At 62.4% G+C, this 22,564-nt stretch carries 22 protein-coding genes; 16 read left to right on the top strand and 6 right to left on the bottom strand.

The window, feature by feature from the left end; genetic code table 11:
• Positions 1 to 453: 453 nt before the first annotated feature.
• The 10 genes from B1722_RS17355 (at position 454) to madM (ending at position 8,388) form a co-directional block, all read left to right on the top strand.
• Positions 454 to 819 carry a DUF6124 family protein gene (locus tag B1722_RS17355; protein WP_086793642.1) on the top strand — a complete coding sequence of 122 codons (366 nt, stop codon included), beginning with the start codon at positions 454 to 456 and terminating at the stop codon, positions 817 to 819.
• Between the two features lie 321 nt (positions 820 to 1,140).
• A complete protein-coding gene (mdcA, locus tag B1722_RS17350; protein ID WP_086793640.1) occupies positions 1,141 to 2,811 on the top strand; it encodes a malonate decarboxylase subunit alpha in 1,671 nt (556 codons plus the stop codon).
• Positions 2,811 to 3,683, top strand: coding sequence for a triphosphoribosyl-dephospho-CoA synthase (locus tag B1722_RS17345; protein WP_086793638.1), 873 nt, complete (start codon positions 2,811 to 2,813; stop codon positions 3,681 to 3,683). Before mdcA ends, B1722_RS17345 begins: the two co-directional genes overlap by 1 nt.
• Complete coding sequence (locus B1722_RS17340; protein ID WP_003229075.1) at positions 3,683 to 3,982, top strand: malonate decarboxylase subunit delta; 300 nt, start codon at positions 3,683 to 3,685, stop codon at positions 3,980 to 3,982. The genes B1722_RS17345 and B1722_RS17340 overlap by 1 nt, the downstream gene beginning before the upstream one ends.
• Positions 3,975 to 4,826, top strand: coding sequence for a biotin-independent malonate decarboxylase subunit beta (locus tag B1722_RS17335; protein WP_041063488.1), 852 nt, complete (start codon positions 3,975 to 3,977; stop codon positions 4,824 to 4,826). Before B1722_RS17340 ends, B1722_RS17335 begins: the two co-directional genes overlap by 8 nt.
• The gene (gene mdcE / locus B1722_RS17330; RefSeq protein ID WP_041063486.1) at positions 4,823 to 5,608 is read left to right on the top strand and encodes a biotin-independent malonate decarboxylase subunit gamma; all 786 of its coding nucleotides are present in this window, start codon (positions 4,823 to 4,825) and stop codon (positions 5,606 to 5,608) included. Before B1722_RS17335 ends, mdcE begins: the two co-directional genes overlap by 4 nt.
• On the top strand, positions 5,602 to 6,222 hold the full coding sequence (locus B1722_RS17325; RefSeq protein ID WP_086793636.1) for a malonate decarboxylase holo-ACP synthase: 621 nt from the start codon (positions 5,602 to 5,604) through the stop codon (positions 6,220 to 6,222). The genes mdcE and B1722_RS17325 overlap by 7 nt, the downstream gene beginning before the upstream one ends.
• The gene (gene mdcH, locus B1722_RS17320) at positions 6,219 to 7,139 is read left to right on the top strand and encodes a malonate decarboxylase subunit epsilon (protein ID WP_086793634.1); all 921 of its coding nucleotides are present in this window, start codon (positions 6,219 to 6,221) and stop codon (positions 7,137 to 7,139) included. Before B1722_RS17325 ends, mdcH begins: the two co-directional genes overlap by 4 nt.
• A 66-nt stretch (positions 7,140 to 7,205) precedes the next feature.
• Positions 7,206 to 7,622, top strand: a complete 417-nt coding sequence (gene madL / locus B1722_RS17315) for a malonate transporter subunit MadL (protein WP_027610595.1) — start codon at positions 7,206 to 7,208, stop codon at positions 7,620 to 7,622.
• Position 7,623: 1 nt separating this feature from the next.
• A complete protein-coding gene (gene madM / locus B1722_RS17310; RefSeq protein ID WP_041063479.1) occupies positions 7,624 to 8,388 on the top strand; it encodes a malonate transporter subunit MadM in 765 nt (254 codons plus the stop codon).
• Between the two features lie 196 nt (positions 8,389 to 8,584).
• Here the strand turns inward: madM and B1722_RS17305 are convergent, their stop codons facing one another.
• A complete protein-coding gene (locus tag B1722_RS17305; RefSeq protein WP_041063477.1) occupies positions 8,585 to 9,505 on the bottom strand; it encodes a LysR substrate-binding domain-containing protein in 921 nt (306 codons plus the stop codon).
• Between the two features lie 167 nt (positions 9,506 to 9,672).
• On the opposite strand from B1722_RS17305, the gene B1722_RS17300 reads away from it, so the two are divergent.
• Entirely contained in the window at positions 9,673 to 10,290 is a 618-nt protein-coding gene (locus B1722_RS17300; protein WP_007964065.1) for a hemolysin III family protein, read from the top strand.
• Between the two features lie 51 nt (positions 10,291 to 10,341).
• On the opposite strand, the gene B1722_RS17295 is transcribed toward B1722_RS17300, so the two are convergent.
• On the bottom strand, positions 10,342 to 11,298 hold the full coding sequence (locus tag B1722_RS17295) for a LysR family transcriptional regulator (protein ID WP_086793632.1): 957 nt from the start codon (positions 11,296 to 11,298) through the stop codon (positions 10,342 to 10,344).
• Positions 11,299 to 11,406: 108 nt separating this feature from the next.
• Here B1722_RS17295 and B1722_RS17290 point away from each other — a divergent pair, with 108 nt between their 5' ends.
• Both B1722_RS17290 and B1722_RS17285 read left to right on the top strand, forming a co-directional pair.
• Positions 11,407 to 12,648, top strand: coding sequence for a D-amino acid dehydrogenase (locus B1722_RS17290; protein ID WP_086793630.1), 1,242 nt, complete (start codon positions 11,407 to 11,409; stop codon positions 12,646 to 12,648).
• A 41-nt stretch (positions 12,649 to 12,689) separates the two neighbouring features.
• On the top strand, positions 12,690 to 13,592 hold the full coding sequence (locus B1722_RS17285; protein WP_086793628.1) for a transporter substrate-binding domain-containing protein: 903 nt from the start codon (positions 12,690 to 12,692) through the stop codon (positions 13,590 to 13,592).
• 4 nt (positions 13,593 to 13,596) lie between these two features.
• On the opposite strand, the gene B1722_RS17280 is transcribed toward B1722_RS17285, so the two are convergent.
• A complete protein-coding gene (locus B1722_RS17280; RefSeq protein ID WP_086793627.1) occupies positions 13,597 to 14,316 on the bottom strand; it encodes a 16S rRNA (uracil(1498)-N(3))-methyltransferase in 720 nt (239 codons plus the stop codon).
• Between the two features lie 144 nt (positions 14,317 to 14,460).
• On the bottom strand, positions 14,461 to 15,867 hold the full coding sequence (locus B1722_RS17275) for an adenosylmethionine--8-amino-7-oxononanoate transaminase (protein WP_086793625.1): 1,407 nt from the start codon (positions 15,865 to 15,867) through the stop codon (positions 14,461 to 14,463).
• Positions 15,868 to 16,090: 223 nt separating this feature from the next.
• Here B1722_RS17275 and B1722_RS17270 point away from each other — a divergent pair, with 223 nt between their 5' ends.
• The 3 genes from B1722_RS17270 (at position 16,091) to B1722_RS17260 (ending at position 19,399) form a co-directional block, all read left to right on the top strand.
• The gene (locus B1722_RS17270) at positions 16,091 to 17,878 is read left to right on the top strand and encodes a flavin monoamine oxidase family protein (RefSeq protein ID WP_086793623.1); all 1,788 of its coding nucleotides are present in this window, start codon (positions 16,091 to 16,093) and stop codon (positions 17,876 to 17,878) included.
• A gap of 344 nt (positions 17,879 to 18,222) precedes the next feature.
• A complete protein-coding gene (locus B1722_RS17265; protein ID WP_047297112.1) occupies positions 18,223 to 18,774 on the top strand; it encodes a cytochrome b in 552 nt (183 codons plus the stop codon).
• Between the two features lie 31 nt (positions 18,775 to 18,805).
• Positions 18,806 to 19,399, top strand: coding sequence for a YceI family protein (locus B1722_RS17260; protein WP_041063462.1), 594 nt, complete (start codon positions 18,806 to 18,808; stop codon positions 19,397 to 19,399).
• A gap of 232 nt (positions 19,400 to 19,631) precedes the next feature.
• On the opposite strand, the gene B1722_RS17255 is transcribed toward B1722_RS17260, so the two are convergent.
• Together B1722_RS17255 and B1722_RS17250 are read right to left on the bottom strand one after the other, a co-directional pair.
• Complete coding sequence (locus tag B1722_RS17255) at positions 19,632 to 21,497, bottom strand: DEAD/DEAH box helicase (RefSeq protein ID WP_047297111.1); 1,866 nt, start codon at positions 21,495 to 21,497, stop codon at positions 19,632 to 19,634.
• 222 nt (positions 21,498 to 21,719) lie between these two features.
• Positions 21,720 to 22,532, bottom strand: coding sequence for an ABC transporter substrate-binding protein (locus B1722_RS17250; RefSeq protein WP_041063457.1), 813 nt, complete (start codon positions 22,530 to 22,532; stop codon positions 21,720 to 21,722).
• Positions 22,533 to 22,564: the final 32 nt, after the last annotated feature.

The following is a 22,564-nucleotide window of genomic DNA, read 5'->3' as shown; positions in this document are numbered from 1 at the left end:
CTCCTCCCTTCAAGTCCCAGCATACAAGCTGGCTTGCCAGCGATGGGGCCAGTTGAATCAGCAAATTCTTACAGGCAAATCTTCAATTTCTGCAGTGCAATAAACACTTTCCAGCACAGCTGTTTAAAGACACCCGGTGTTACGCCTCACCAGCCTACAAATCCTTGCGCCACTGCCTACGCATGCACCAGAATCCGCCGGCTTGTGCGCCCTCGGCAGGCTGCGTAACTTGATTGCGTCACTGATTCCCAGTGATCGGGTTTAGCAGCCCGTGGTTAATCTAAGGGTGCACATACATCATCGTCAGGCTCAGTGCCTGCATTCGATGGCGGCTGTGCGCAGGGCGCTTCGGCGCGCCGGCTTCCTTAGGTTCCCCGGTCTGCTAACCTGCGTTCAGCTGCCACCCCTTCTTTTAGCAGAGAAGCGGTTCCAGCCTTATTTCGGAACCTGAGAATGATTAAACCAACACCAAATCCGCCGCCAACAGATGCGGCATCCCCTTACGAAGCCCCCGAATCAAAGAAATTCCACGAAGCCGCCGAACGCGCCCTCGACCATTACCTCGGCCCGCCAAAACCCGACCTCATGGCCAAGCCCTACACCCCCAACACGCTGTACATGGCCAACCCCGACGCCGACAGCGAATCCCTGCTGGCCGACGCCAGCGAATCCCTCGGCTCCGCTACGGTCATGCTCAACAACCATGCGGCGCTGGTGCAAGGCACGCACCGCAAGACGCTGCAGGGCATTGCTCAGGTGGTGATGGTGGCGGAGCTGGCGGTGAATCGGGTGTTGGATAGGTTGGTGCCGACGGAGTGATTAAAAGCCGACCCTCACCCCAGCCCTCTCCCGGAGGGAGAGGGGGCCGACCGAGGTGTCTGGCGTTGTACATCGACCTGAAAAACCGAGTCGATTATGGATTTGGTAAACCTGGTGAATTCCGGATTCAGTACAACACTCCCAGGTCGGCGTATCCCTTGAGCATCCCCCAATCAGTCCCCTCTCCCTCCGGGAGAGGGCTAGGGTGAGGGCAGCTCTCGATCGTTACCCTGACCGTAACGATCCACCACCGCGCTTGATTGATGCGCCCCGCTCACACGCCTACCTTGGCTCCACGACAGCGAACCCCGTGGAGTGAGCATGACAACAACAATTTCCCCCGACTCGCGCTGGACGCGGCGGCGTGACGAGAAGCAGCGGCGTCTCGACAAGGTGCGCGGGCTGGCCGACGGTGTGGTACTGCCAAGCGACAAGATCGTCGCCGCGCTCGAAGCGCTGATTCATCCCGGCGACCGGGTGGTGCTGGAGGGCAACAACCAGAAGCAGGCGGATTTCCTTTCCCGTTCGCTGGCCAAAGCCGATCCGGCCAAGCTGCATGATCTGCACATGATCATGCCCAGCGTCGGTCGCTCCGAGCATCTGGATCTGTTCGAACGCGGCATCGCCCGCAAGCTCGATTTCTCCTTCGCCGGTACCCAAAGCCTGCGCATCAGCCAGTTGCTCGAAGACGGCCTGCTGGAAATCGGCGCGATTCACACCTACATCGAACTCTACGCGCGGCTGGTGGTGGATCTGATCCCCAACGTCGTGCTCTCGGCCGGGTTCATGGCTGACCGCAACGGCAACATCTACACCGGCCCCAGCACCGAAGACACCCCGGCACTGATCGAACCGGCGGCGTTCAGCGATGGCATCGTCATCGTTCAGGTCAACCAGTTGGTGGATGACGTCAGCGAACTGCCCCGCGTCGATATCCCGGCCTCGTGGGTCGACTTCGTGGTGGTGGCCGACAAGCCGTTCTACATCGAACCGCTGTTCACCCGCGACCCACGGCACATCAAACCGGTGCACGTGTTGATGGCGATGATGGCGATCCGCGGGATCTACGAAAAACACAACGTGCAGTCGCTCAACCACGGCATCGGTTTCAACACCGCTGCCATTGAGTTGATCCTGCCGACCTACGGCGAATCCCTCGGCCTCAAAGGCAAGATCTGCCGCAACTGGACGCTCAACCCGCACCCGACCCTGATCCCGGCGATCGAGAGCGGTTGGGTCGAAAGCGTGCATTGCTTCGGCACCGAACTCGGTATGGAAAACTACATCGCCGCGCGCCCGGACGTGTTCTTCACCGGGCGCGACGGCTCGCTGCGTTCCAACCGAATGTTCTGCCAACTGGCCGGGCAATACGCGGTGGACCTGTTTATCGGCGCGACCCTGCAAGTCGACGGCGATGGCCATTCCTCCACTGTTACCCGTGGGCGCCTGGCCGGGTTCGGCGGCGCGCCGAACATGGGCCACGACCCGCGCGGTCGGCGTCACGGCACCCCGGCGTGGCTCGACATGCGCCACGACGATTCACAGCAACCGATGCTCGAACGCGGCAAGAAACTCGTGGTGCAAATGGTCGAGACCTTTCAGGAGGGCGGCAAACCGACCTTCGTCGAAACCCTCGACGCGGTGGAAGTGGCGAAGAAAAGCGGCATGCCGCTGGCGCCGATCATGATCTACGGCGACGACGTCACCCACCTGCTCACCGAAGAGGGCATCGCCTACCTGTACAAGGCGCGCTCGCTGGAAGAACGCCAAGCGATGATCGCTGCGGTTGCGGGCGTGACTGCCATCGGCCTGCGCCACAACCCGAAAGACACTGAACGCATGCGCCGCGAAGGCCTGATCGCCTTGCCCGAAGACCTCGGCATCCGCCGCACCGACGCCACCCGCGAACTGCTGGCGGCGAAAAGCGTGGCCGATCTGGTCGAGTGGTCCGGCGGCCTGTACAACCCGCCCGCCAAATTCAGGAGCTGGTGATGCACGCACTCAACCTGCAAGCGAAACCCCTGAGCCTGAGCGAACGCCTGGCGGATCTGGCGGTGGATGCGCTGATCGACGAAGCCGATCTGTCGCCGAAACCGGCGCTGGTCGACCGGCGTGGCAATGGCGCGCACACCGATCTGCACTTGGGCCTGATGCACGCTTCGGCGTTGTCGTTATGGCCGGCGTTCAAGGAAATGGCTGAAGCGGCGGTTGAAATCGGCGAAGTCGATTCAACGTTGCGCGAAACGATTGGCCGCATCGGTCGCGAAGGCGAGCAAGCCATGCTCGCGACCACCGACGGGGTGAATACTCATCGCGGGGCAATTTGGGCACTGGGTTTACTGGTGACCGCCGCTGCGCTGGAACCGAAATCCTCAAGTGCCAACGCCGTCTCTCTTCGCGCCGCACGTCTGGCCTTGCTGGATGATCGCTACGCACCAAAACCGCTGAGCCACGGCGCTCAGGTCGCCCTGCGTTACGGCGCACGCGGTGCCCGTGAGGAAGCGCAACTCGGCTTCCCGTCCGTGCTGCAACGTGGCCTGCCACAACTCAAACGCAGCCGCGCCAACGGTCACGGCGAACAGAACGCCCGGCTCGATGCGCTGCTGGCGATCATGACCGATCTGGCCGACACCTGCGTGCTCTACCGCGCCGGTGAACAAGGCCTGCAGGCCATGCAATACGGCGCGCAAGCGGTGCTCGATGCCGGCGGCAGCGCCAGCCTCAGCGGGCGTCGGCGCCTGCACGCACTGGATCAACAACTCATCGCATTGAATGCCTCGCCCGGTGGCGCCGCCGACTTGCTCGCCGCCACGCTGCTGCTCGATCGAATCGAGCGCGACGGCATCCTTCAGGGAGCGTTTTGATGGAAACCTTATCCTTTGAATTTCCCGCCGGGCAGCCGCCACGCGGGCGCGCGCTGGTCGGTTGTGTCGGCTCGGGCGATCTGGAAGTGCTGATCGAACCGGGGCTGGCCGGCAAGCTGACGATCAATGTGCAGACTTCGGTCAACGGTGCGCAGCAGCGCTGGCAGCATCTGTTTGCGCGGATGTTCGACGGCACCACGCCACCGGCGATGGCCATCGATATCCACGATTTCGGCGCCACGCCGGGGGTGGTGCGTTTGCGCCTGGAACAAGGTTTCGAGGAGATCGGCCATGACTGACAGCGCAGCGCTGTTGCACAAGCACAGCTTCGTCGAACTCGGTGCGCGGCAACGGGCGAAAGCCTTGCTCGACGCCGGGACCTTCCGCGAATTGCTCGACCCGTTTCAACGGGTGATGTCGCCATGGCTGGAGCGTCAGGGCGTGGTGCCGCAAGCCGATGACGGCGTGGTGATCGCCAAGGGCAGCCTCGATGGCCTGCCGCTGGTGATCGCCGCGATTGAAGGCGCGTTCCAGGGCGGCAGCCTCGGCGAAGTCGGCGGAGCGAAGATTGCCGGCGCGCTGGAACTGGCCGCCGAAGACAACCGCAAAGGCATCCCGACGCGCGCCGTGTTGCTGCTGGAAACCGGTGGCGTGCGCTTGCAGGAAGCCAATCTCGGGTTGGCGGCGATTGCCGATATTCATGCGGCGATTGTCGACTTGCAGCAGTACCAACCGGTGGTCGGCGTGGTCGCGGGCAGCGTCGGCTGTTTCGGCGGCATGTCGATTGCCGCTGCGCTGTGTAGTTATTTGCTGGTGACCCAGGAAGCGCGCCTTGGGTTGAACGGCCCACAGGTGATCGAGCAGGAAGCCGGGATCGAGGAATACGACTCCCGCGACCGGCCCTTCATCTGGAGCCTGACCGGTGGCGAGCAGCGTTTCGCCAGCGGCTTGGTGGATCGTTACGTCGCCGATGATGTGGCACAGATTCGCCAGCAGGTCGGTGCGTTGCTGCAACAGGGTTTGCCAACCCGGCCGCGCAGTCAGCGTGCCGATTGGTTTTTGCAACGCCTGAACCGTTTGGACACTGGCAAGCAAATCGAACCGTCGGTGGTTCGCGATCTGTATCAAGGAGAGCGCTCATGAGTGGTTATTCCGTGCGCGGTTTGAACTGGTTCAACGCCCTGAGCGCTGGCGCGAAAGCCGTAGAAGGCTTGCCGCCGTCGTTGCAAGTTGCCGATGGCGAACTCGGGCGATTTATTGCGGTGGTCGCTGACCCCGACAACCGTTTCCCACGGGCTCGCAACGGCGAAGTCGGTTTGCTCGAAGGCTGGGGTCTGGCTAAGGCTGTGGATGAGGTGATCACGGCTGATCATGATCAAGCTCACAAGCGCCCGATCATCGCCATCGTCGATGTTCCGAGCCAGGCTTACGGCCGCCGCGAAGAAGCCCTCGGCATTCACCAGGCCCTGGCCGGTGCGGCGGACGCTTATGCCCGCGCCCGTCTGGCCGGGCATCCGGTGATTGCGCTGCTGGTGGGCAAGGCGATGTCCGGGGCGTTTCTGGCCCACGGTTATCAGGCCAACCGCTTGATTGCCCTGCGCGATCCCGGGGTGATGGTGCATGCGATGGGCAAGGCCTCGGCGGCGCGAGTGACACTGCGCAGTGTCGAGGAACTGGAAGCACTGGCCGCCAGCGTGCCGCCGATGGCCTATGACATCGACAGCTACGCCAGCCTCGGATTGCTCTGGGAAACCCTCTCGGTGCAGCAGATCGAGCAGCCGACGGCGGAGGATCTGGCGCGGGTGACCGAGTGCCTGAAACAGGCCATCGGCGATATCGCCAGCACTGACTTGAGCAAGCGTCTCGGTGCGAAAAACCGTGAAGCGTCCAGCCGCGTGCGTGAACTGCTGAGGGCGCAGTGGTGAACCTGCCACTGGCCCACGATCTGCTGTGGGGCATGACCCCGGCGCAGTTGCCGGCGGATGCGCCGCAGTGGGCAGTCGAATCGCTGGCTGCCGGGCAACCGGTGGTGGTGCGGCGGGCGGTGAGCGCTGAAGGTTTGGTCGCGGTGGGCGTGCGCGGTGTGTTCCGTGAGCAGCGGCTGGCGGCGTTTATGGCGCTCGATTCGATTGCCTGTCGGGTCAGCCCCGAAGCGCTTTGTCATGTCGATTGCGCGCGCGATCTGCCAGTGATGCAGGCCCTCAAACAACTGCGGCCGATGCTCGATGATTGCGGTTGGGTCTGGGGCATCAGCGGCAGTGTCGGGTTTGAGCTGGCCAGTGGATTTGTCGCGATGCACGCGGCCAGCGATCTCGATCTGATTCTGCGTACACCGCAGCTGATTACCCGCAATCAGGCACGCAAACTGGTCGAGCTCTTTGATCAAGCCGTGTGCCGGGTCGACATGCAATTGCAGACGCCGTTCGGTGCAGTCGCGTTGCGCGAATGGGCCGGCGGGTCTGCACGGGTGCTGCTGAAAAACGCCCATCAAGCCTGTCTGGTCGCTGACCCGTGGAACCCGCAGGAGCAGGCAGCGTGAGCAGCCTGTTGGTGTTCCCCGGCCAGGGCGCGCAGCAACCGGGCATGCTCCAGCGTTTGCCCCGGGCAACCTTGACCGAGGCCAGCGAGGTGCTCGGTGAAGATGTCGCGCGGCTCGATTCTGCCGACGCGTTGCGCAGCACCCGGGCGGTTCAGCTGTGCCTGTTGATCGCCGGGGTCGCTGCTTCACGACAATTGCTGCAGGACGGACTCACGGCGGATTACGTCGCCGGCCTGTCCATCGGCGCATACCCGGCAGCGGTGGTCGCCGGGGCGCTGAGCTTCAGCGATGCGTTAAATCTGGTCAGTCTGCGTGGCGAGTTAATGCAGCAGGCTTATCCACAGGGCTATGGCATGACCGCAATCATCGGTCTGCAATTATCCACCGTCGAAACGCTGCTGGCGCAGGTGCACAGCGCGGAGTCGCCGGTGTACCTGGCCAATATCAATGCCGATAACCAGGTGGTGATTGCCGGCAGCGACGCGGCGATGCAAGCGGTGGCGGAGCTGGCGCGCAGTCGTGGCGCCGGTCTGGCGAAACGCCTGGCGGTGAGCGTGCCGTCGCACTGCCCGTTACTGGAGGCACCGGCGCAAACCCTCGCCGAGGCTTTCGTCAAAGTTGAACTGAAGACTCCGAAAATCGCTTACCTGAGTGGCAGTCGCGCGCGTCCGCTGATCAAGACTGACGCCCTGCGCGACGATCTCGCGTTCAACATGTGCCGCGTGCTGGACTGGCGCGGCACCGTGCAAAGCGCTTACGAGCGCGGCGTGCGTTTACAGATCGAACTGCCGCCCGGTGCGGTGCTGACCGGGCTGGCGCGCCGGGTGTTCGAATCGGGCACGGTCACTGCCTTCGACAGTGCGCGTCTGGACACCTTGCAGGCGCTGTTGCGAGAGGAGGGTGGCCGCCGACCATAAACCGCCGCGACTCAGGCTTCGAACAACAAAAACAACATTCGACGATGCACTTTGAGGACTACAACAATGATTATTTACGGTGTGGCGCTGTTGGCGATCTGTACGCTGGCAGGGGTGATCATGGGCGACATGCTCGGCGTGTTGCTGGGCGTCAAATCCAACGTCGGCGGGGTCGGCATCGCCATGATCCTGTTGATCTGCGCGCGGTTGTGGATGCAGAAACGCGGCGGCATGACCAAGGATTGCGAGATGGGCGTCGGCTTCTGGGGCGCGATGTACATTCCGGTGGTGGTGGCGATGGCCGCGCAACAGAACGTCGTCACCGCCCTGCACGGCGGCCCGGTGGCGGTGCTGGCGGCCATCGGTTCGGTGCTGGTCTGTGGCTGCACGATTGCCCTGATCAGCCGCACCCATAAAGGTGAGCCATTGCCTGACGAACCGGTGGAAGTCACCCCGGTCGGTACCCCGGTAGGAGGTCGCTGACATGTGGGCACTCATTGAAAACGGTCTGGAACACAACGGCCTGATCACCGCGTTCGCTTTCGTCGGCGTGATCATGTGGGTCTCGGTGATTCTCTCCAAACGCCTGACCTTCGGGCGCATTCATGGCTCGGCGATTGCCATCGTCATCGGTCTGGTGCTGGCCTGGGTCGGCGGCACCCTGACTGGCGGGCAAAAAGGCCTGGCGGATCTGACGCTGTTCTCCGGCATCGGCCTGATGGGCGGGGCGATGCTGCGGGATTTCGCGATTGTCGCCACGGCGTTCGAAGTGCAGGCGACCGAGGCGAAGAAGGCCGGGTTGATTGGCGTGATCGCGCTGCTGCTCGGTACGGTGTTGCCGTTCATTGTCGGCGCGTGCATGGCCTGGGCCTTCGGCTATCGCGATGCGGTGAGCATGACCACCATCGGCGCGGGCGCGGTGACCTACATCGTCGGGCCGGTGACCGGCGCGGCGATTGGCGCGACTTCGGATGTGATGGCGCTGTCGATTGCCACCGGGTTGATCAAGGCGATTCTGGTGATGATCGGCACGCCGGTCGCGGCGCGCTGGATGGGCCTGGATAATCCGCGTTCGGCGATGGTGTTCGGTGGTCTGGCCGGGACGGTGAGCGGGGTGACGGCGGGGCTGGCGGCGACGGATCGGCGGTTGGTGCCTTATGGGGCATTGACGGCGACGTTCCACACCGGGCTTGGGTGCTTGCTGGGGCCTTCGCTGTTGTTCTTCATTGTTCGCGGGATTGTGGGCTGAAAATCAAAAGCCCCTCACCCTAACCCTCTCCCGGGGGGAGAGGGGACTGACCGAGTTGGATGCTGGAGGTATGCCGACTTGAAAGTCCTGAGTCGAACTCAGGTCTTGAAACCCATGAAGATCTGCTCCCTTTCCCCCTCTACCCTTTGGGGGAGAGGGCTGGGGTGAGGGGGTAGCTCTTGATCTTGATTTTGCTCTAAATCCCAACCTGGCGATTGGCATACATCCGACACTCCGCCAGCAACGCCAGCAGATTCGGATCGCGCTCCTTGGCCTTCAAGAACACCACGCCAATGTGCTGCTGCAAGCGGTACTTCTCCTGCAACGGGATCAGCTTCACCCGATTCTCGTACACCGCCGCAATCCTTCCTGGCAGCAGCGCATAGCCGACCCCGGAGCTGACCATGCTCAGCAGGGTGAAGATGTCGTTGACCTGCATCGCCACCTTCGGCTCGAACCCCGCTTGCTTGAATACCCGAATGCCGTCCTGATGGGTGGCGAAGCCTTGGGTCAGGGTGATAAAGGTTTCGTCGCGCACCTCGGCCAGATCGACTTCACTGCGTTGGGCGAATCTTGAATCTGCCGGCGTGGCGAGGAAAATGTCATCGGAGAACAGCGGGATCTGCTCGCAGTCCGGGTCGCTGACGGTGTCGTCCAGCGACACCAGAATCGCATCGACTTCCATGTTCTTCAGCTTGTAGAGCAGGTCGATGTTGGAGCCGAGGATCAGGTCGATGTTGAGTTCGCTGCGGCGGATCTTCAGGCCCATGATCAGTTGCGGTACGGTTTTCACCGTCAGCGAGTACAGCGAGCCGAGTTTGAAGCGTTCAGCGGAGAAACCGGCGGCCTCGCGGGTCAGGCGCACACTCTCGACCACGTCCTGGATCAGCTTCTGCGCGCGTTCTTCGAGCACGTAGGCGCTTTCCAATGGCGTCAGGTTGCGCCCTTCATGCTTGAACAGCGGGCAGCGCAGGGCGCTTTCCAGCGAATGGATCGCCCGGTGCACGCTGACATTGCTGGTCTGCAACTCGGCTGCGGCACGCGCCAGATTGCCGGTGCGCATGAAGGCGAGGAACACCTCGAGTTTTTTCAGGGTCAATTCTTCGTCGATCAGCATGGCGCGGACTCTTTTTGGTATCGACCGATTGTGCCCGGTATGCGCCGCTCTTTGTAGGAGCTGCCGGAGGCTGCGATCTTTTGATCTTTTAAACGGAAACATTGCGCTTTTACGCTCAAGGCCCGAGCCTTGCGCGTTGCGGTAACGAATCTTGAGGTGAGCGACACATGTATCACGGGGAAAAACTCAACGCCTGGACGCATCTGGTCGGGGCCGTGGCCGCATTTATCGGCGGCGTGTGGATGCTGGTGATTGCCAGCCTCGACGGCAGTCCGTGGAAGATCGTCAGCGTGGCGATCTACGCCTTTACCTTGCTGGTGCTCTACAGCGCCTCGACCGTGTACCACAGCGTGCGCGGGCGCAAGAAAGCGATCATGAAGAAGGTCGATCACTTTTCCATCTATCTGCTGATCGCCGGCAGCTACACGCCGTTCTGCCTGGTGACGTTGCGCGGGCCGTGGGGCTGGACGTTGTTCGGGATTGTCTGGGGGCTGGCGCTGATCGGCATCCTGCAGGAGATCAAGCCACGCTCGGAAGCACGGATCCTGTCGATCGTGATCTACGCGGTGATGGGCTGGATCGTGCTGGTGGCGGTCAAGCCGTTGATCGCGGCGCTGGGCACGGCAGGCTTTGCCTGGCTGGCGTCGGGCGGCGTTCTGTACACCGTGGGGATCATCTTTTTTGCCCTGGATCACCGGTTGCGGCATGCGCACGGGATCTGGCATTTGTTCGTGATCGCCGGGAGTCTGCTGCACTTTGTGGCGATTCTGTTTTATGTCCTTTAGAACATCACAAATCCTGTGGGAGCGGGCTTGCCCGCGATGACGGACTGTCAGTCACTCATGTGTTGATGGGGCCACCGCAATCGCTGGCAAGCCAGTTCCCACAGGGACCAGGGTTTGCAGTTGTATCTGCGCGCGTCTGCTGAATATCTGCAACAAGTCGCCGAGGGTATGCGGTGGCGGTTCGGTGGCGCGGGTCACTGCGTACAACGTGATCGGCAAGGGCGGCGCCAACGGGCGGATTACGGTGCTGGTCGGCGAAGCACCGAGTGCCGTGAAAGGGTCGATCACCGCCACCCCGGCGCCAGACTCCACCATCGCCCGCGCCAGCGAATACGTCTGCACGGCGATCCGCACGCGAGGCGGTGGCTCGACCGCTTCCAGGTAGCTGTCGAGTCGGGCAGCCAGCGGGTCGGCGCTGGACAGCCCGATCAGCGGTGCGCCCGCCAACGCCATCAGCGGCAACGGCTGACCGGCTTCTTCCTCCGGCCAGTAACCTTTCGGCGCCAGCGCCACCAACACGCCCGAGGCCAATGCCTGCGCCTTCAATCCCGGATGATCCGGCAACTGCAACGTCAGGGCCACGTCCACTTCGCGCATCAGCAAGTTCTGCATCAGCTCGCGGCTGTGGGCACTGGAGAGTTCGCAGGCGATGTCCGGGAACTGTGCCGTCCATTGCCGGATCGCCGGCGGCAGCAACGACAGCGCCAGCGCAGGAGTCGCGCCGATCCGCAGGCTGTGGCCGGGTTCGCGGCGCAGGCTCTGTGCCAGGCGCCGCACGCCCTGCAGACTTTCCGTGACCTTGTCGACTTCGCGCTCCAGCTCCAGCGCTTCCGGGGTCGCCTGCAATTTACCGCGCACCCGCAGAAACAACGGAAAGCCCAACTGCTGCTCGGCGTGCTGCAGCACTTTGGTCACCGCCGGCTGAGAGACGTGCAGCAATTGCGCAGCGGCGCTGACCGAGCCGGTCTGGCGGATGGCCTGGAAAATCTCGATGTGGCGAAGGCGCATGGCGAGTCCATAACCTTTGTTTATAGGTCTGGCATCTTTATTCATTGTTCGGCGCCTGTCACCTCACCCTAACCTCAGCCTCGTCTTCACATAGAAATAAGGACGGACATGGCTCAGCGTGTATGCATCATCGGCGGCGGTGTGATCGGGTTGGCAACGGCCTATGCGCTGGTGCGCGACGGTTTCGAAGTGACTGTGGTCGAGGCGCGGCAGTCGCTGGGCAGCGAAACCAGTTTCGCCAACGGCGGCCAGTTGTCCTACCGCTATGTGGCGCCGCTGGCTGATGCCGGCGTGCCGTTGCAGGCGATCGGCTGGATGCTGCGCGGCGACTCGCCGCTCAAGCTGCGCCCGCGTCTGGACCCGGCGCAGTGGCGCTGGATGGCGTCGTTTCTCGCCGCCTGCCGCACCTCGGTCAACCGGGAAAACGCGGCGCATCTGTTGCGTCTGGCGCTGTTCAGCCAGAGCACGCTGAAACGCTGGCGCGAGGATGACGGGCTCATCGGTTTCAACTGGCGGCGCAACGGCAAACTGGTGACCTTCCGCAATGCCGGCAACTTCGACCATGCGCGCAAGGGCCTGGCCGGTCCGCAGCAACAACAGGTGTTGTCCGCCGCCGAATGTGCGCAGCTGGAACCGGCACTGACCGATGCGCCGTTTGTAGGCGCGATCTACACGCCGGATGAAGAAGTCGGCGACTGTCACGCCTTCTGCCAGCAGTTGGCGGCGCGATTGACGGCGTCGGGTCGCTGCGAGTTTCGCCTCGGTCAGGCAGTCACCGGCATTCGCCACAGCCACGGCGTCGTTACGGCGATTGAGCTTGGCAACGAAACCCTGCCGGTTGAACAACTGGTGATCGCCGCCGGGCACCGAAGCCCCTTGCTGGCGCTGCCCGGCCTGCGCCTGCCGCTGTATCCGCTGAAGGGTTACAGCCTGACCGTGCCGATCGGCGATGAGCATCGGGCGCCGGACGTGAGCATCACCGACTACGACCGCAAGATCGTCTACGCGCGCATCGGCGAACAGTTACGGGTGGCGGCGATGGTCGACATCGTCGGTTTCGACCCGGCGGTAGATCCCGAGCGGTTGGCACTGATCAAGCGCCAGGCCCGCGACACCTTTCCCGATGCCGGCAATTACGACGCAGCTGTGGAGTGGGCGGGCATGCGCCCGGCCACCCCCACCGGCGTACCGTTGTTGGGCGCCACGGCGTATCGCAATCTGTGGCTCAACCTCGGCCACGGCGCGCTCGGTTTCACCCTGGCCTGCGGCAGCGGGCAGTTGCTCAGCGAACTGATCGGTCAGCAGCGTACATCCATTGACCTGCACGGGCTCAATCCCCGTGCGGCGTGACAGTTTCTGCTAAAACACCCCAACCACAACGGAGAATAACAATGCAAAAAATCACGTTGCTCGGCTGCACACTGGCGCTGTTCATCGGCGCCCAGGCACAGGCCAATGAAGTGCCGCTGACCGGCGCGCTTGGCAAGATCGCCAGCGCCAACAGCATCACCCTGGGCTATCGCGATGCGTCGGTGCCGTTCTCGTATGTGGGCGATCACACCGGGCAGCCGATGGGGTATTCGGTGGAGCTGGCGGGCAAGATTGTCGAGCGGATCAAGCAGCAACTGGCGTTGCCGGAGCTGAAGGTGAAGTACAACCTGGTGACGTCGCAGACGCGGATTCCGCTGGTGCAGAACGGCACGGTTGATCTTGAGTGCGGCTCCACCGGGGTGACGGCCGAGCGGCAGAAACAGGTCGCGTTCTCCTACGGTTTCATCTACGTCAAAGGGCAGTTGCTGACCGCAAAGGACAGCGGCATCCACCGCTTCGATGACCTGCGCGGCAAGAACGTGGTGACCACCGCCGGCACCACCAACGAGCGCTATCTGAAGAGCTACAACCTTGACCACAAACTGAACATGTTCGTGATCAGCGCCAAGGATCACGGCGAGGCGTTCCAGATGCTGCAATCGGGACGGGCAGCGGCCTTCTACATGGACGACGCATTGCTCTACGGCGAGCGGGCTAAGGCGCGGGACCCGCACAACTGGGTCGTGGTGGGGGAGGAACAATCGCGGGAAATCTACAGCTGCATGGTGCGCAAGGATGATCCGCCATTCCTCGCGCTGGTGAACGGCGCGCTGGCCGATCTGTACAGTTCGGGGGAGATCAACGGGATCTACCGTAAGTGGTTCGAACAGCCGATCCCGCCGAAAGGCTTGAACCTTGAGTTCCCGATGACCAGCGAACTCAAGGCAATCATCGCCAAACCGATCAGTGATCCGGTGCCGTGACGGGTTAGAAATCACCCCACAGTTGCTGCGCCACCGCCAGTGCCACAACCGGCGCAGTCTCGGTACGCAGCACGCGTGGGCCGAGGCGGGCGGCGTGGAAACCGTTGGATTTGGCTTGCTCGACTTCGGCGTCGGACAAGCCGCCTTCGGGTCCGATCAGGAACGCCAGGGTCCCAGGCTTGGCGTGGCTGACCAACGGCTCGGCCACCGGGTGCAGCACCAGTTTCAGCTCGGCTTCGGTCTGTTTCAGCCAGTCCGCCAGCAGCACCGGTGGATGAATCACCGGAACCCGCGAACGACCGCATTGCTCGCAAGCGCTGATCGCCACCTGACGCCAGTGCAGCAGGCGTTTGTCGGCGCGTTCGTCCTTCAGGCGCACTTCGCAGCGGTCGCTGAAGATCGGGGTGATTTCGCTCACGCCCAGTTCGGTGGCTTTCTGGATCGCCCAGTCCATCCGTTCGCCCCGGGACAGGCCTTGGCCGAGGTGGATCTGCAGCGGCGATTCAATCTGCCCGGCGAACTGCTCGTCGATCTGTACGACGACGCGCTTCTTGCCGACTTCCACCAGCGAGCCGCGAAACTCATGGCCGGAACCGTCGAACAACTGCACCGCATCGCCCTCGGCCATGCGCAGCACGCGGCTGATGTAATGCGCCTGGGCTTCCGGCAGTTCGTGTTCGCCGGTGCTCAGGGGGGCGTCGATAAAGAAGCGGGACAGTCTCATGCGGGGTCTCTGTAAAATTTGTAAAAGTCTGGCGGCCCCATCGCTGGCAAGCCAGCTCCCACAGGGTTTTGCGCAGGACCTGTGGGAGCTGGCTTGCCAGCGATGACGGTACTCCGGTCACCGCTGAAGCTTAAGTGAAATAGATCAGCCCGGATCACGGAAGCCCGGGTGGAAATCCTTCGGCACCGCCACGCTGACGCTGTCACGCGTGGCGATGTCGATGCCTTCGCTGGCGACTTCGGCGAGGAAGTCGATCTGCTCCGGGGTGATCACGTACGGCGGCAGGAAATACACCACGCTGCCCAGCGGGCGCAGCAGCGCGCCACGCTCCAGCGCATGCTGGAACACCTTCAGGCCGCGACGTTCCTGCCAAGGGTAGGCCTCTTTGGTGGCTTTATCCTTGACCATCTCGATGGCCAGGACCATGCCGGTCTGCCGCACTTCGGAGACGTTCGGGTGATCAACCAGATGCGCAGTGGCCGAGGCCATGCGCCGTGCCAGCGCCTGGTTGTTCTCGATGACGTTGTCCTGTTCGAAGATATCCAGCGTCGCCAGCGCCGCCGCACAGGCCAGCGGGTTGCCGGTGTAGCTGTGCGAGTGGAGAAAGGCGCGCAGGGTCGGGTAGTCGTCGTAGAACGCGCTGTAGACCTCGTCGGTGGTCAGGCACGCCGCCAGTGGCAGGTAGCCGCCGGTCAGGGCCTTGGACAGGCAGAGGAAGTCCGGACGGATGCCAGCCTGTTCACAGGCGAACATCGTGCCGGTGCGGCCGAAGCCAACAGCGATTTCGTCGTGAATCAGGTGCACGCCGTAACGGTCGCAGGCTTCGCGCAGCAGCTTGAGGTACACCGGGTGATACATGCGCATGCCGCCGGCGCCTTGAATCAACGGTTCGACGATAACTGCCGCCACGCTGTCATGATGCTCTGCCAACGTCTGTTCCATGGCGGCGAACAGGTTGCGCGAATGTTCTTCCCAGCTCATGCCTTCGGGGCGCAGGTAGCAATCCGGGCTCGGCACCTTGATGGTGTCCATCAGCAGCGCTTTGTAGGTTTCGGTAAACAGCGGCACGTCACCGACCGCCATCGCCGCCATGGTTTCGCCGTGGTAGCTGTTGGTCAGGGTGACGAAGCGCTTCTTGTTCGGCTGGCCACGGTTGAGCCAGTAGTGAAAGCTCATTTTCAGCGCGACTTCGATGCAGGACGAACCGTTATCGGCGTAGAACACCCGGTTCAGGCCTTGCGGGGTCATCTTCACCAGGCGCTCGGACAGCTCGATCACCGGTTGATGGCTGAAACCGGCGAGAATCACGTGCTCCAGCTGATCGACCTGATCCTTGATGCGCTGGTTGATGCGCGGGTTGGCGTGGCCGAACACGTTGACCCACCAGGAGCTGACGGCGTCGAGGTAGCGCTTGCCTTCGAAGTCTTCGAGCCACACGCCTTCACCGCGCTTGATCGGGATCAGCGGCAGCTGTTCGTGGTCTTTCATCTGGGTGCAGGGATGCCACAACACCGCGAGGTCGCGTTGCATCCACTGGTTATTCAGGCCCATTTACAGTCTCCTCGAGGCGGCTCGCGTCAGGCGCGGGCAAACAATCGCGCAAGCCTATGCAATGCATCGCGTCGGAACAACCCATTGTGTCGATTGAGCTACTTTGTATGGGCCGATAGACGTCGCTGGCGGCGTTTTGATGGCTGACGTATTCTTCGCGGTTCTTGGGTCGTCTGACCCGCAAAAACTGCTTTTTCCTACGTGTATTTCCGGAGTTCGCTGAATGTCTGTCGGTTGGCTGCGCGCCTGTGCGCTGGTGATGTTGGGGCTGTTCAGCGTTACGGCGCTGGCCAAGGATAAAACCGCAATCGTGATCGGCGGCGGCCTGTCGGGCCTGACCGCGGCTTACGAGCTGCAAAACAAGGGCTGGCAGGTGACCCTGCTGGAAGCCAAACCGAGCCTGGGCGGTCGCTCGGGCATGGCCACCAGCGAGTGGATCGGCAACGACAAGACCCAGCCGGTGCTGAACAAATACGTCTCGACCTTCAAGCTGAGCACCACGCCGGCCCCTGAATTCGTGCGTACCCCGGGTTATCTGATCGACGGCGAGTATTTCTCCGCAGCCGATCTGGCGACCAAGCAACCGGCCACCGCCGATGCCTTGAAGCGCTATCAGAAAACCCTCGACGATCTGGCCCGTTCGATCGACGACCCGCAGAACCCGGCCGCGACCAACACCCTGCATGCGCTGGACCAGATCAACGTGTCGAGCTGGCTCGACAAGCAGAACCTGCCGGCCACCGCGCGTCAGTTGATCAACCAGGACATCCGCACCCACTACGACGAGCCTTCGCGCCTGTCGCTGCTGTATTTCGCCCAGCAGAACCGCGTGTATCGCGGCGTCTCCGACCGCGACCTGCGTGCTTCGCGTCTGGTCGGCGGCAGCCAGGTACTGGCCCAGGCCTTCGTCAAGCAGATCAAGACCATCAAAACCAACTCGCCGGTGTCGGCGATCACTCAGGACAAGGACGGCGTGACCGTCAAGGTCGGCAGTGTCGGCTACCAGGCTGATTACGTGGTGCTGGCCGTGCCGCTGCGCGCGCTGAACAAGATTGCGCTGACCCCGGCACTGGACGCCCAGCATCTGGCCGCGATCAAGGGCACCAACTACGGCTGGCGCGACCAGATCATGTTGAAGTTCAAGACGCCGGTGTGGGAAAGCAAGGCGCGCATGTCCGGTGAGATCTACAGCAACGCCGGCCTCGGCATGCTCTGGATCGAGCCGGCGCTGAAGGGCGGCGCCAATGTGGTGATCAACCTGTCCGGCGACAACGCCCGCGTGATGCAGGCGTTCGGCGACAAGCAGATGGTCGATCAGGTGCTGATCCGTCTGCACGCTTTTTATCCACAGGCCCGTGGCTCGTTCACCGGTTATGAAATCCGTCGTTACAGCACCGATCCGTCGATGGGCGGCGCTTACCTGGCTTACGGTCCGGGCCAGATCAGCAAGTTCTGGCGCCTGTGGGAGCGTCCGCTGCAACGCGTGACCTTCGCGGGCGAGCACACCGACACCCTGTATCCGGGCACCCTGGAAGGTGCGCTGCGCACCGGTCAGCGTGCGGCCAGTCAGGTTGAAGACCTGGCCGCCGGCAAGTCGTTTGAGCCGGTCAAAGTGGTTCCGGCTGCAGCAGCGGCGGGCGCGGCGGGTGCCGTGGCGGCGAAGAAAGGTAACTTCTTCAGCAACCTGTTTGGCGGTTCGGACGACGAGAAGAAGCCAGAGCCTACGAAGGCACCTGAGCCGGCTCCAGCGCCAGTGACTCCAGCGCCTGCACCGGCTCCGGCACCTGCGCCAGCTCCGGTGGAAGCGCCGAAACCCGCTGCTCCGGTGAAAACCGAGCCGGCGAAGAAAGCGCCAGCCAAGCCTGCGGCGAAGAAGCCAGCAGCGAAAACCGACGCGAAAAAGGCCCCGGCCAAGCCTGCGGCGAAAAAGGCTGAGCCGGCGAAGAAGCCAGCGGCGAAACCGGCTGCAGTGCCGGCTCCGGCGGCAGGCCCGGACAGCAAAGCGCAGTAAGGCTTTGCGGTGAATGAAAAGCGCGGCTCCGGCCGCGCTTTTTTATTGCCTGTGAGAACCTCATCGCGGGCAAGCCCGCTCCCACAGATTTTGCGGTGGGCGCAGAGTTTGTGTGCGCTATTGTCCACTGTGTGCGGGCTTGCCCGCGATGAGGCCTGTTCATACAGCACATCATCAGGATCTTCCACCTGACATCCCGCCACACTTTTCCCGTTTAATCTTTCCTTAACAAGCCACTTGCAGACTCTTGATCGTATTTCTCGATATTTCAAAGCAAAATTTTCCGCTTTAATTCGATAGATAACTCGCTAGTCTTGGTTCGCAGTTCTCACAGGATTTGGGCAATGCAGCTACGTAACTCTGCTTCACGCTATGGTTGGGTCAGCATCTTCATGCACTGGGGCGTGGCGCTGGCGGTCTTCGGACTGTTTGCGCTGGGTCTGTGGATGGTGGGGCTGGATTACTACAGCAGCTGGCGCAAAGACGCGCCGGATCTGCACAAGAGCATCGGTCTGGTGCTGCTGGGTGTGATGGTGTTGCGGGTGTTGTGGCGCTTTATCAGCCCACCGCCACCGACGCTGCAAAGCTACAGCCGCATGACCCGCCTCGGCGCCAAATTCGGCCACGGGTTTCTGTACGTCGGGCTGTTCGCTGTGATGCTTGCCGGTTACCTGATTTCCACCGCAGACGGTGTCGGGATTCCGGTGTTTGGTCTGTTTGAAGTGCCTGCACTGGTTTCCGGGCTACCGGATCAGGCAGATACCGCTGGGGTGATTCATCTCTGGCTGGCGTGGGCGCTGGTAATTTTTTCCGGTCTCCATGCGTTGGCAGCATTGAAGCACCACTTTATCGATCGTGATGCGACCCTGACGCGAATGCTCGGTCGCAAATCCTGAAATTCAACCTCGACTCAAAGGAAAAGAAAGCATGTTGAAAAAGACTCTGGCCGCTCTGGCAATCGGTTCGGCCGTACTGTCCGCGAACGTGATGGCTGCTGATTACACCGTCGACAAGGAAGGCCAGCACGCTTTCGTCGACTTCAAGATCAGCCACCTGGGCTACAGCTACATCACCGGTACCTTCAAGGACATCGACGGCAAGTTCAGCTTTGACGCTGCCAAGCCTGAAGACAGCAAAATCGAATTCAACGTGAAGACCGCCAGCGTGTTCACCAACCACGCCGAGCGCGACAAGCACATCGCCAGCAAAGACTTCCTGGACGTGGGCAAATACGCTGACGCCAAGTTCGTCTCCACCAGCGTCAAATCCACCGGCAAGAACGCCGCTGGCAAAGACACGGCTGACGTGACCGGCGACCTGACCCTGCACGGCGTGACCAAGCCAATCGTGGTCAAGGCCGTGTTCCTGGGCGAAGGCAAGGATCCATGGGGCGGCTACCGTGCCGGCTTCGAAGGTACTACCAGCATCAAGCGTTCTGATTTCGGCAAGATGATGGACCTGGGTCCACAGTCCGACAACGTCGACCTGTACATCTCGTTCGAAGGTGTGAAAGCGAAATAACTTCGCTGCCACACTAAAACGCCCCCGGTCGTAAGGCCGGGGGCGTTTTTTATTGCCCGCCACAACCCGAATCCCTGTAGGAGCTGCCGAAGGCTGCGATCTTTTGATCCTGGAAAAACCAACCTCAAAAGATCGCAGCCTTCGGCAGCTCCTACAGAAAGCGGGTTCTGGGACATCCATAAAAAATGCCCCGGTTCTTTCGAACCGGGGCATTTTTCATGGCTGCGATAACTCAGCGATTGCGGGTCAGCAAGGCTGGTTTTTCACCGCGCGGGCGGGTCGGCAGTTGATCGAGCTGCTCAGGCGTCGGGAAGCGGTCGGCTTTCGATTCCTTGTGCATGATCTTCGGCCCGGTGCTGCGCGGGTTCTGCACGGCCGGTTCGGCGCGTTGCTGATCGTCGCGAGCCGGACGGCGGTTGCGCGAGGACTCGTCACGACGGCCCTGGCCATCACGCGGAGCACCGTTGCGCGGGCCGTTGCGTTTGCCCGGCGGGGTGCCGGTGCTCGAACCGTTGCTGTTACGCGGGCCGTTCTGGCGACCTTGCGACTGACCGCCGCGAGGTGCGCCGGCACCTGCGCCCTGGCCTGGCGCGCCCGGACGGCGACCACGACCACCGGCCGGAGCGGCTTTGGGCACGTAGTCAACGCGGTTACCAAAGTTATCGATATCGTCGTCGAGGAACTCGTCCGGTGCACGATCAGCCGCCGCGCGTGGTGGCTGGCTCGGACGCTGTTCGCGGCTCGGCGTGCCTTCACGGGGTTTCTGCTGGCGGGCAGGGCGCTCGCCGCGTTCGCCGGCCGGTTTTTCCTTGCCCTTGTCTTTGCCTTTGTCCTTGCGACCGCCGCCACCGCCGCCGCCATTCGGACCGTCGCCACGCGGACCGCGGGAGTTGCGCGGGTTGCGCATGTCCGGACGCTCGCGCACTTCAGGCTTCTCGGCCTCGATGGTGCTGGCATCGAAGCCCATCAGGTCGCCGTCGGCGATTTTCTGCTTGGTCATGCGTTCGATGCTTTTCAGCAGTTTTTCTTCGTCCGGCGCGACCAGCGAGATCGCCTCGCCCGAACGACCGGCGCGGCCAGTACGGCCGATACGGTGTACGTAGTCTTCATCGACGTTCGGCAGCTCGAAGTTGACCACGTGTGGCAACTGGTCGATGTCCAGACCGCGAGCAGCGATGTCGGTCGCTACCAGAATGCGCACTTCACCGGCCTTGAAGTCGGCCAGGGCTTTGGTGCGGGCGTTCTGGCTTTTGTTGCCGTGGATCGCCACAGCCGGCAGGCCGTGTTTGTCCAGGTATTCGGCCAGACGGTTGGCGCCGTGCTTGGTGCGGGTGAACACCAGCACCTGTTCCCAGGCGCCGGCGGTGATCAGGTGCGCCAGCAGCGCACGCTTGTGGCTGGCCGGCAGACGGAACACGCGTTGCTCGATGCGCTCGACCGTGGTGTTCGGCGGCGTGACTTCGATGCGTTCCGGGTTGTGCAGCAGTTTGCCGGCCAGATCGGTGATGTCTTTGGAGAAGGTCGCCGAGAACAGCAGGTTCTGACGCTTGGCCGGCAGACGCGCGAGGACTTTCTTCACATCGTGCACGAAACCCATGTCGAGCATGCGGTCGGCTTCGTCGAGGACGAGGATTTCGACGTGGGACAGGTCAACGCTGCCTTGGCCGGCGAGGTCAAGCAGGCGACCCGGGCAGGCGACGAGCACGTCAACGCCACGGGACATGGCCTGGACTTGCGGGTTCATGCCGACGCCGCCAAAGATGCAGGCGCTGACGAATTTCAGGTCACGGGCGTAGATCTTGAAGCTCTCGTGAACCTGGGCCGCGAGTTCGCGGGTCGGGGTCAGGACCAGGACGCGCGGTTGGCGCGGGCCGTGACGCTGGGATTTGTCCGGGTGACCGTTGGGGAACAACCGCTCCAGGATCGGAAGGGCGAAACCGCCGGTTTTACCGGTACCTGTCTGTGCCGCAACCATCAGGTCGCGACCTTGCAACACGGCGGGAATGGCCCGCTGTTGCACCGGAGTAGGCTCGGTATAGCCCGCATCTTCGATGGCACGGACTAAAGCCTCGGAGAGACCGAGGGAAGCAAAGGACATGAGTAATCCTGTTTTAGTTAGGGCTTGGCCCAATGGGAGTCTTGCCTGGCGCGAATCGCGTTTAAGAGGACGCGATCCCGTCCGGTCCTGCTGCGGTCTCGAAGGCACGTCAGGAGCGCTCGCGCGGGCTGAAAAGCTGCGCTGTAGCGGGACTGGAGGCCTGTTACGGTTCCGGGCGTCCGGGCGTGAGCCTGGCGGGAACGCCGGAGTATAACAGAGCAATCACTGCGCGCTGCTTTCCTGCTGCTCAACGGTTTTGCGGCTGGCCGAGACGTTGCTCATTGGCGCGGCGTCGACCGGAGCTGCGCCGTAGCGTGCGCTGAGCTCGGCGTAGGCCGGTTCGCGCTTGAAGCGCTTGAGCTCGGCGCCAAAACGCGCCACCAGCAGATCCATCCCGGCATTGCGGCGAACGGCCAGATATTGGCTCTGGCGGCTGATAACTGTAGGGTTTTCGCTGATTTGATCGCGGATATTCAATTGATCGAGCAAATGCTGACCGACGCGGCGATCGGTGATCAGCAAGTCGATACGCCCGCGCAGCAGTTTGCCGAAGTTGGCTTCGTGGGTTGGCGCCGGTTCGCGGGTGAACAGTGTCGATTCGCTGAAGTCAGGGCTGTACAGATAACCCGGCGAGGTGCCGATGGTCAGGCCTTTGAGTTCTTCGAGTTTGCTGAACGGGTGTGGCCGGTCGTTGGCGTAGAACATCACGAACTCGACGTCCGACAGCGGTTCGATGGGGTAGAGCAGGGTGGCGTCGCGCTCGTCGCTGTGAAAGATGTCCAGTGCGCCGTCAGCCTGACCGGTTTCGAGCATCGACAGGCAACGTTTCCACGGCAAAAATTGCCATTCGACCTCGATCCCCAGACGCTTGAACACGATGGCCGTGGTTTCGTAATCCAGCCCGAGGTTCTTGCCGTCCTCTTCGTACACGTACGGCGCCCATGGCTCGGTGACAATACGCAACTTCTCGCCCCGAGCGGCAAAGCTCAGGCAAGCAAAAACCAGCACCGTGAATAATTGCGCGATCAAAGGCATGGCTTGAGATTACGACGAGAAACGCGAAAGAG

Origin of the sequence: Pseudomonas sp. SCPG-7 (assembly GCF_002156405.1) — a bacterium.
Lineage (GTDB): Bacteria > Pseudomonadota > Gammaproteobacteria > Pseudomonadales > Pseudomonadaceae > Aquipseudomonas > Aquipseudomonas parakoreensis.
The sequence above is the reverse complement of the archived record's forward strand: the minus strand, read 5'-3'. Positions and strand labels throughout refer to the sequence as shown.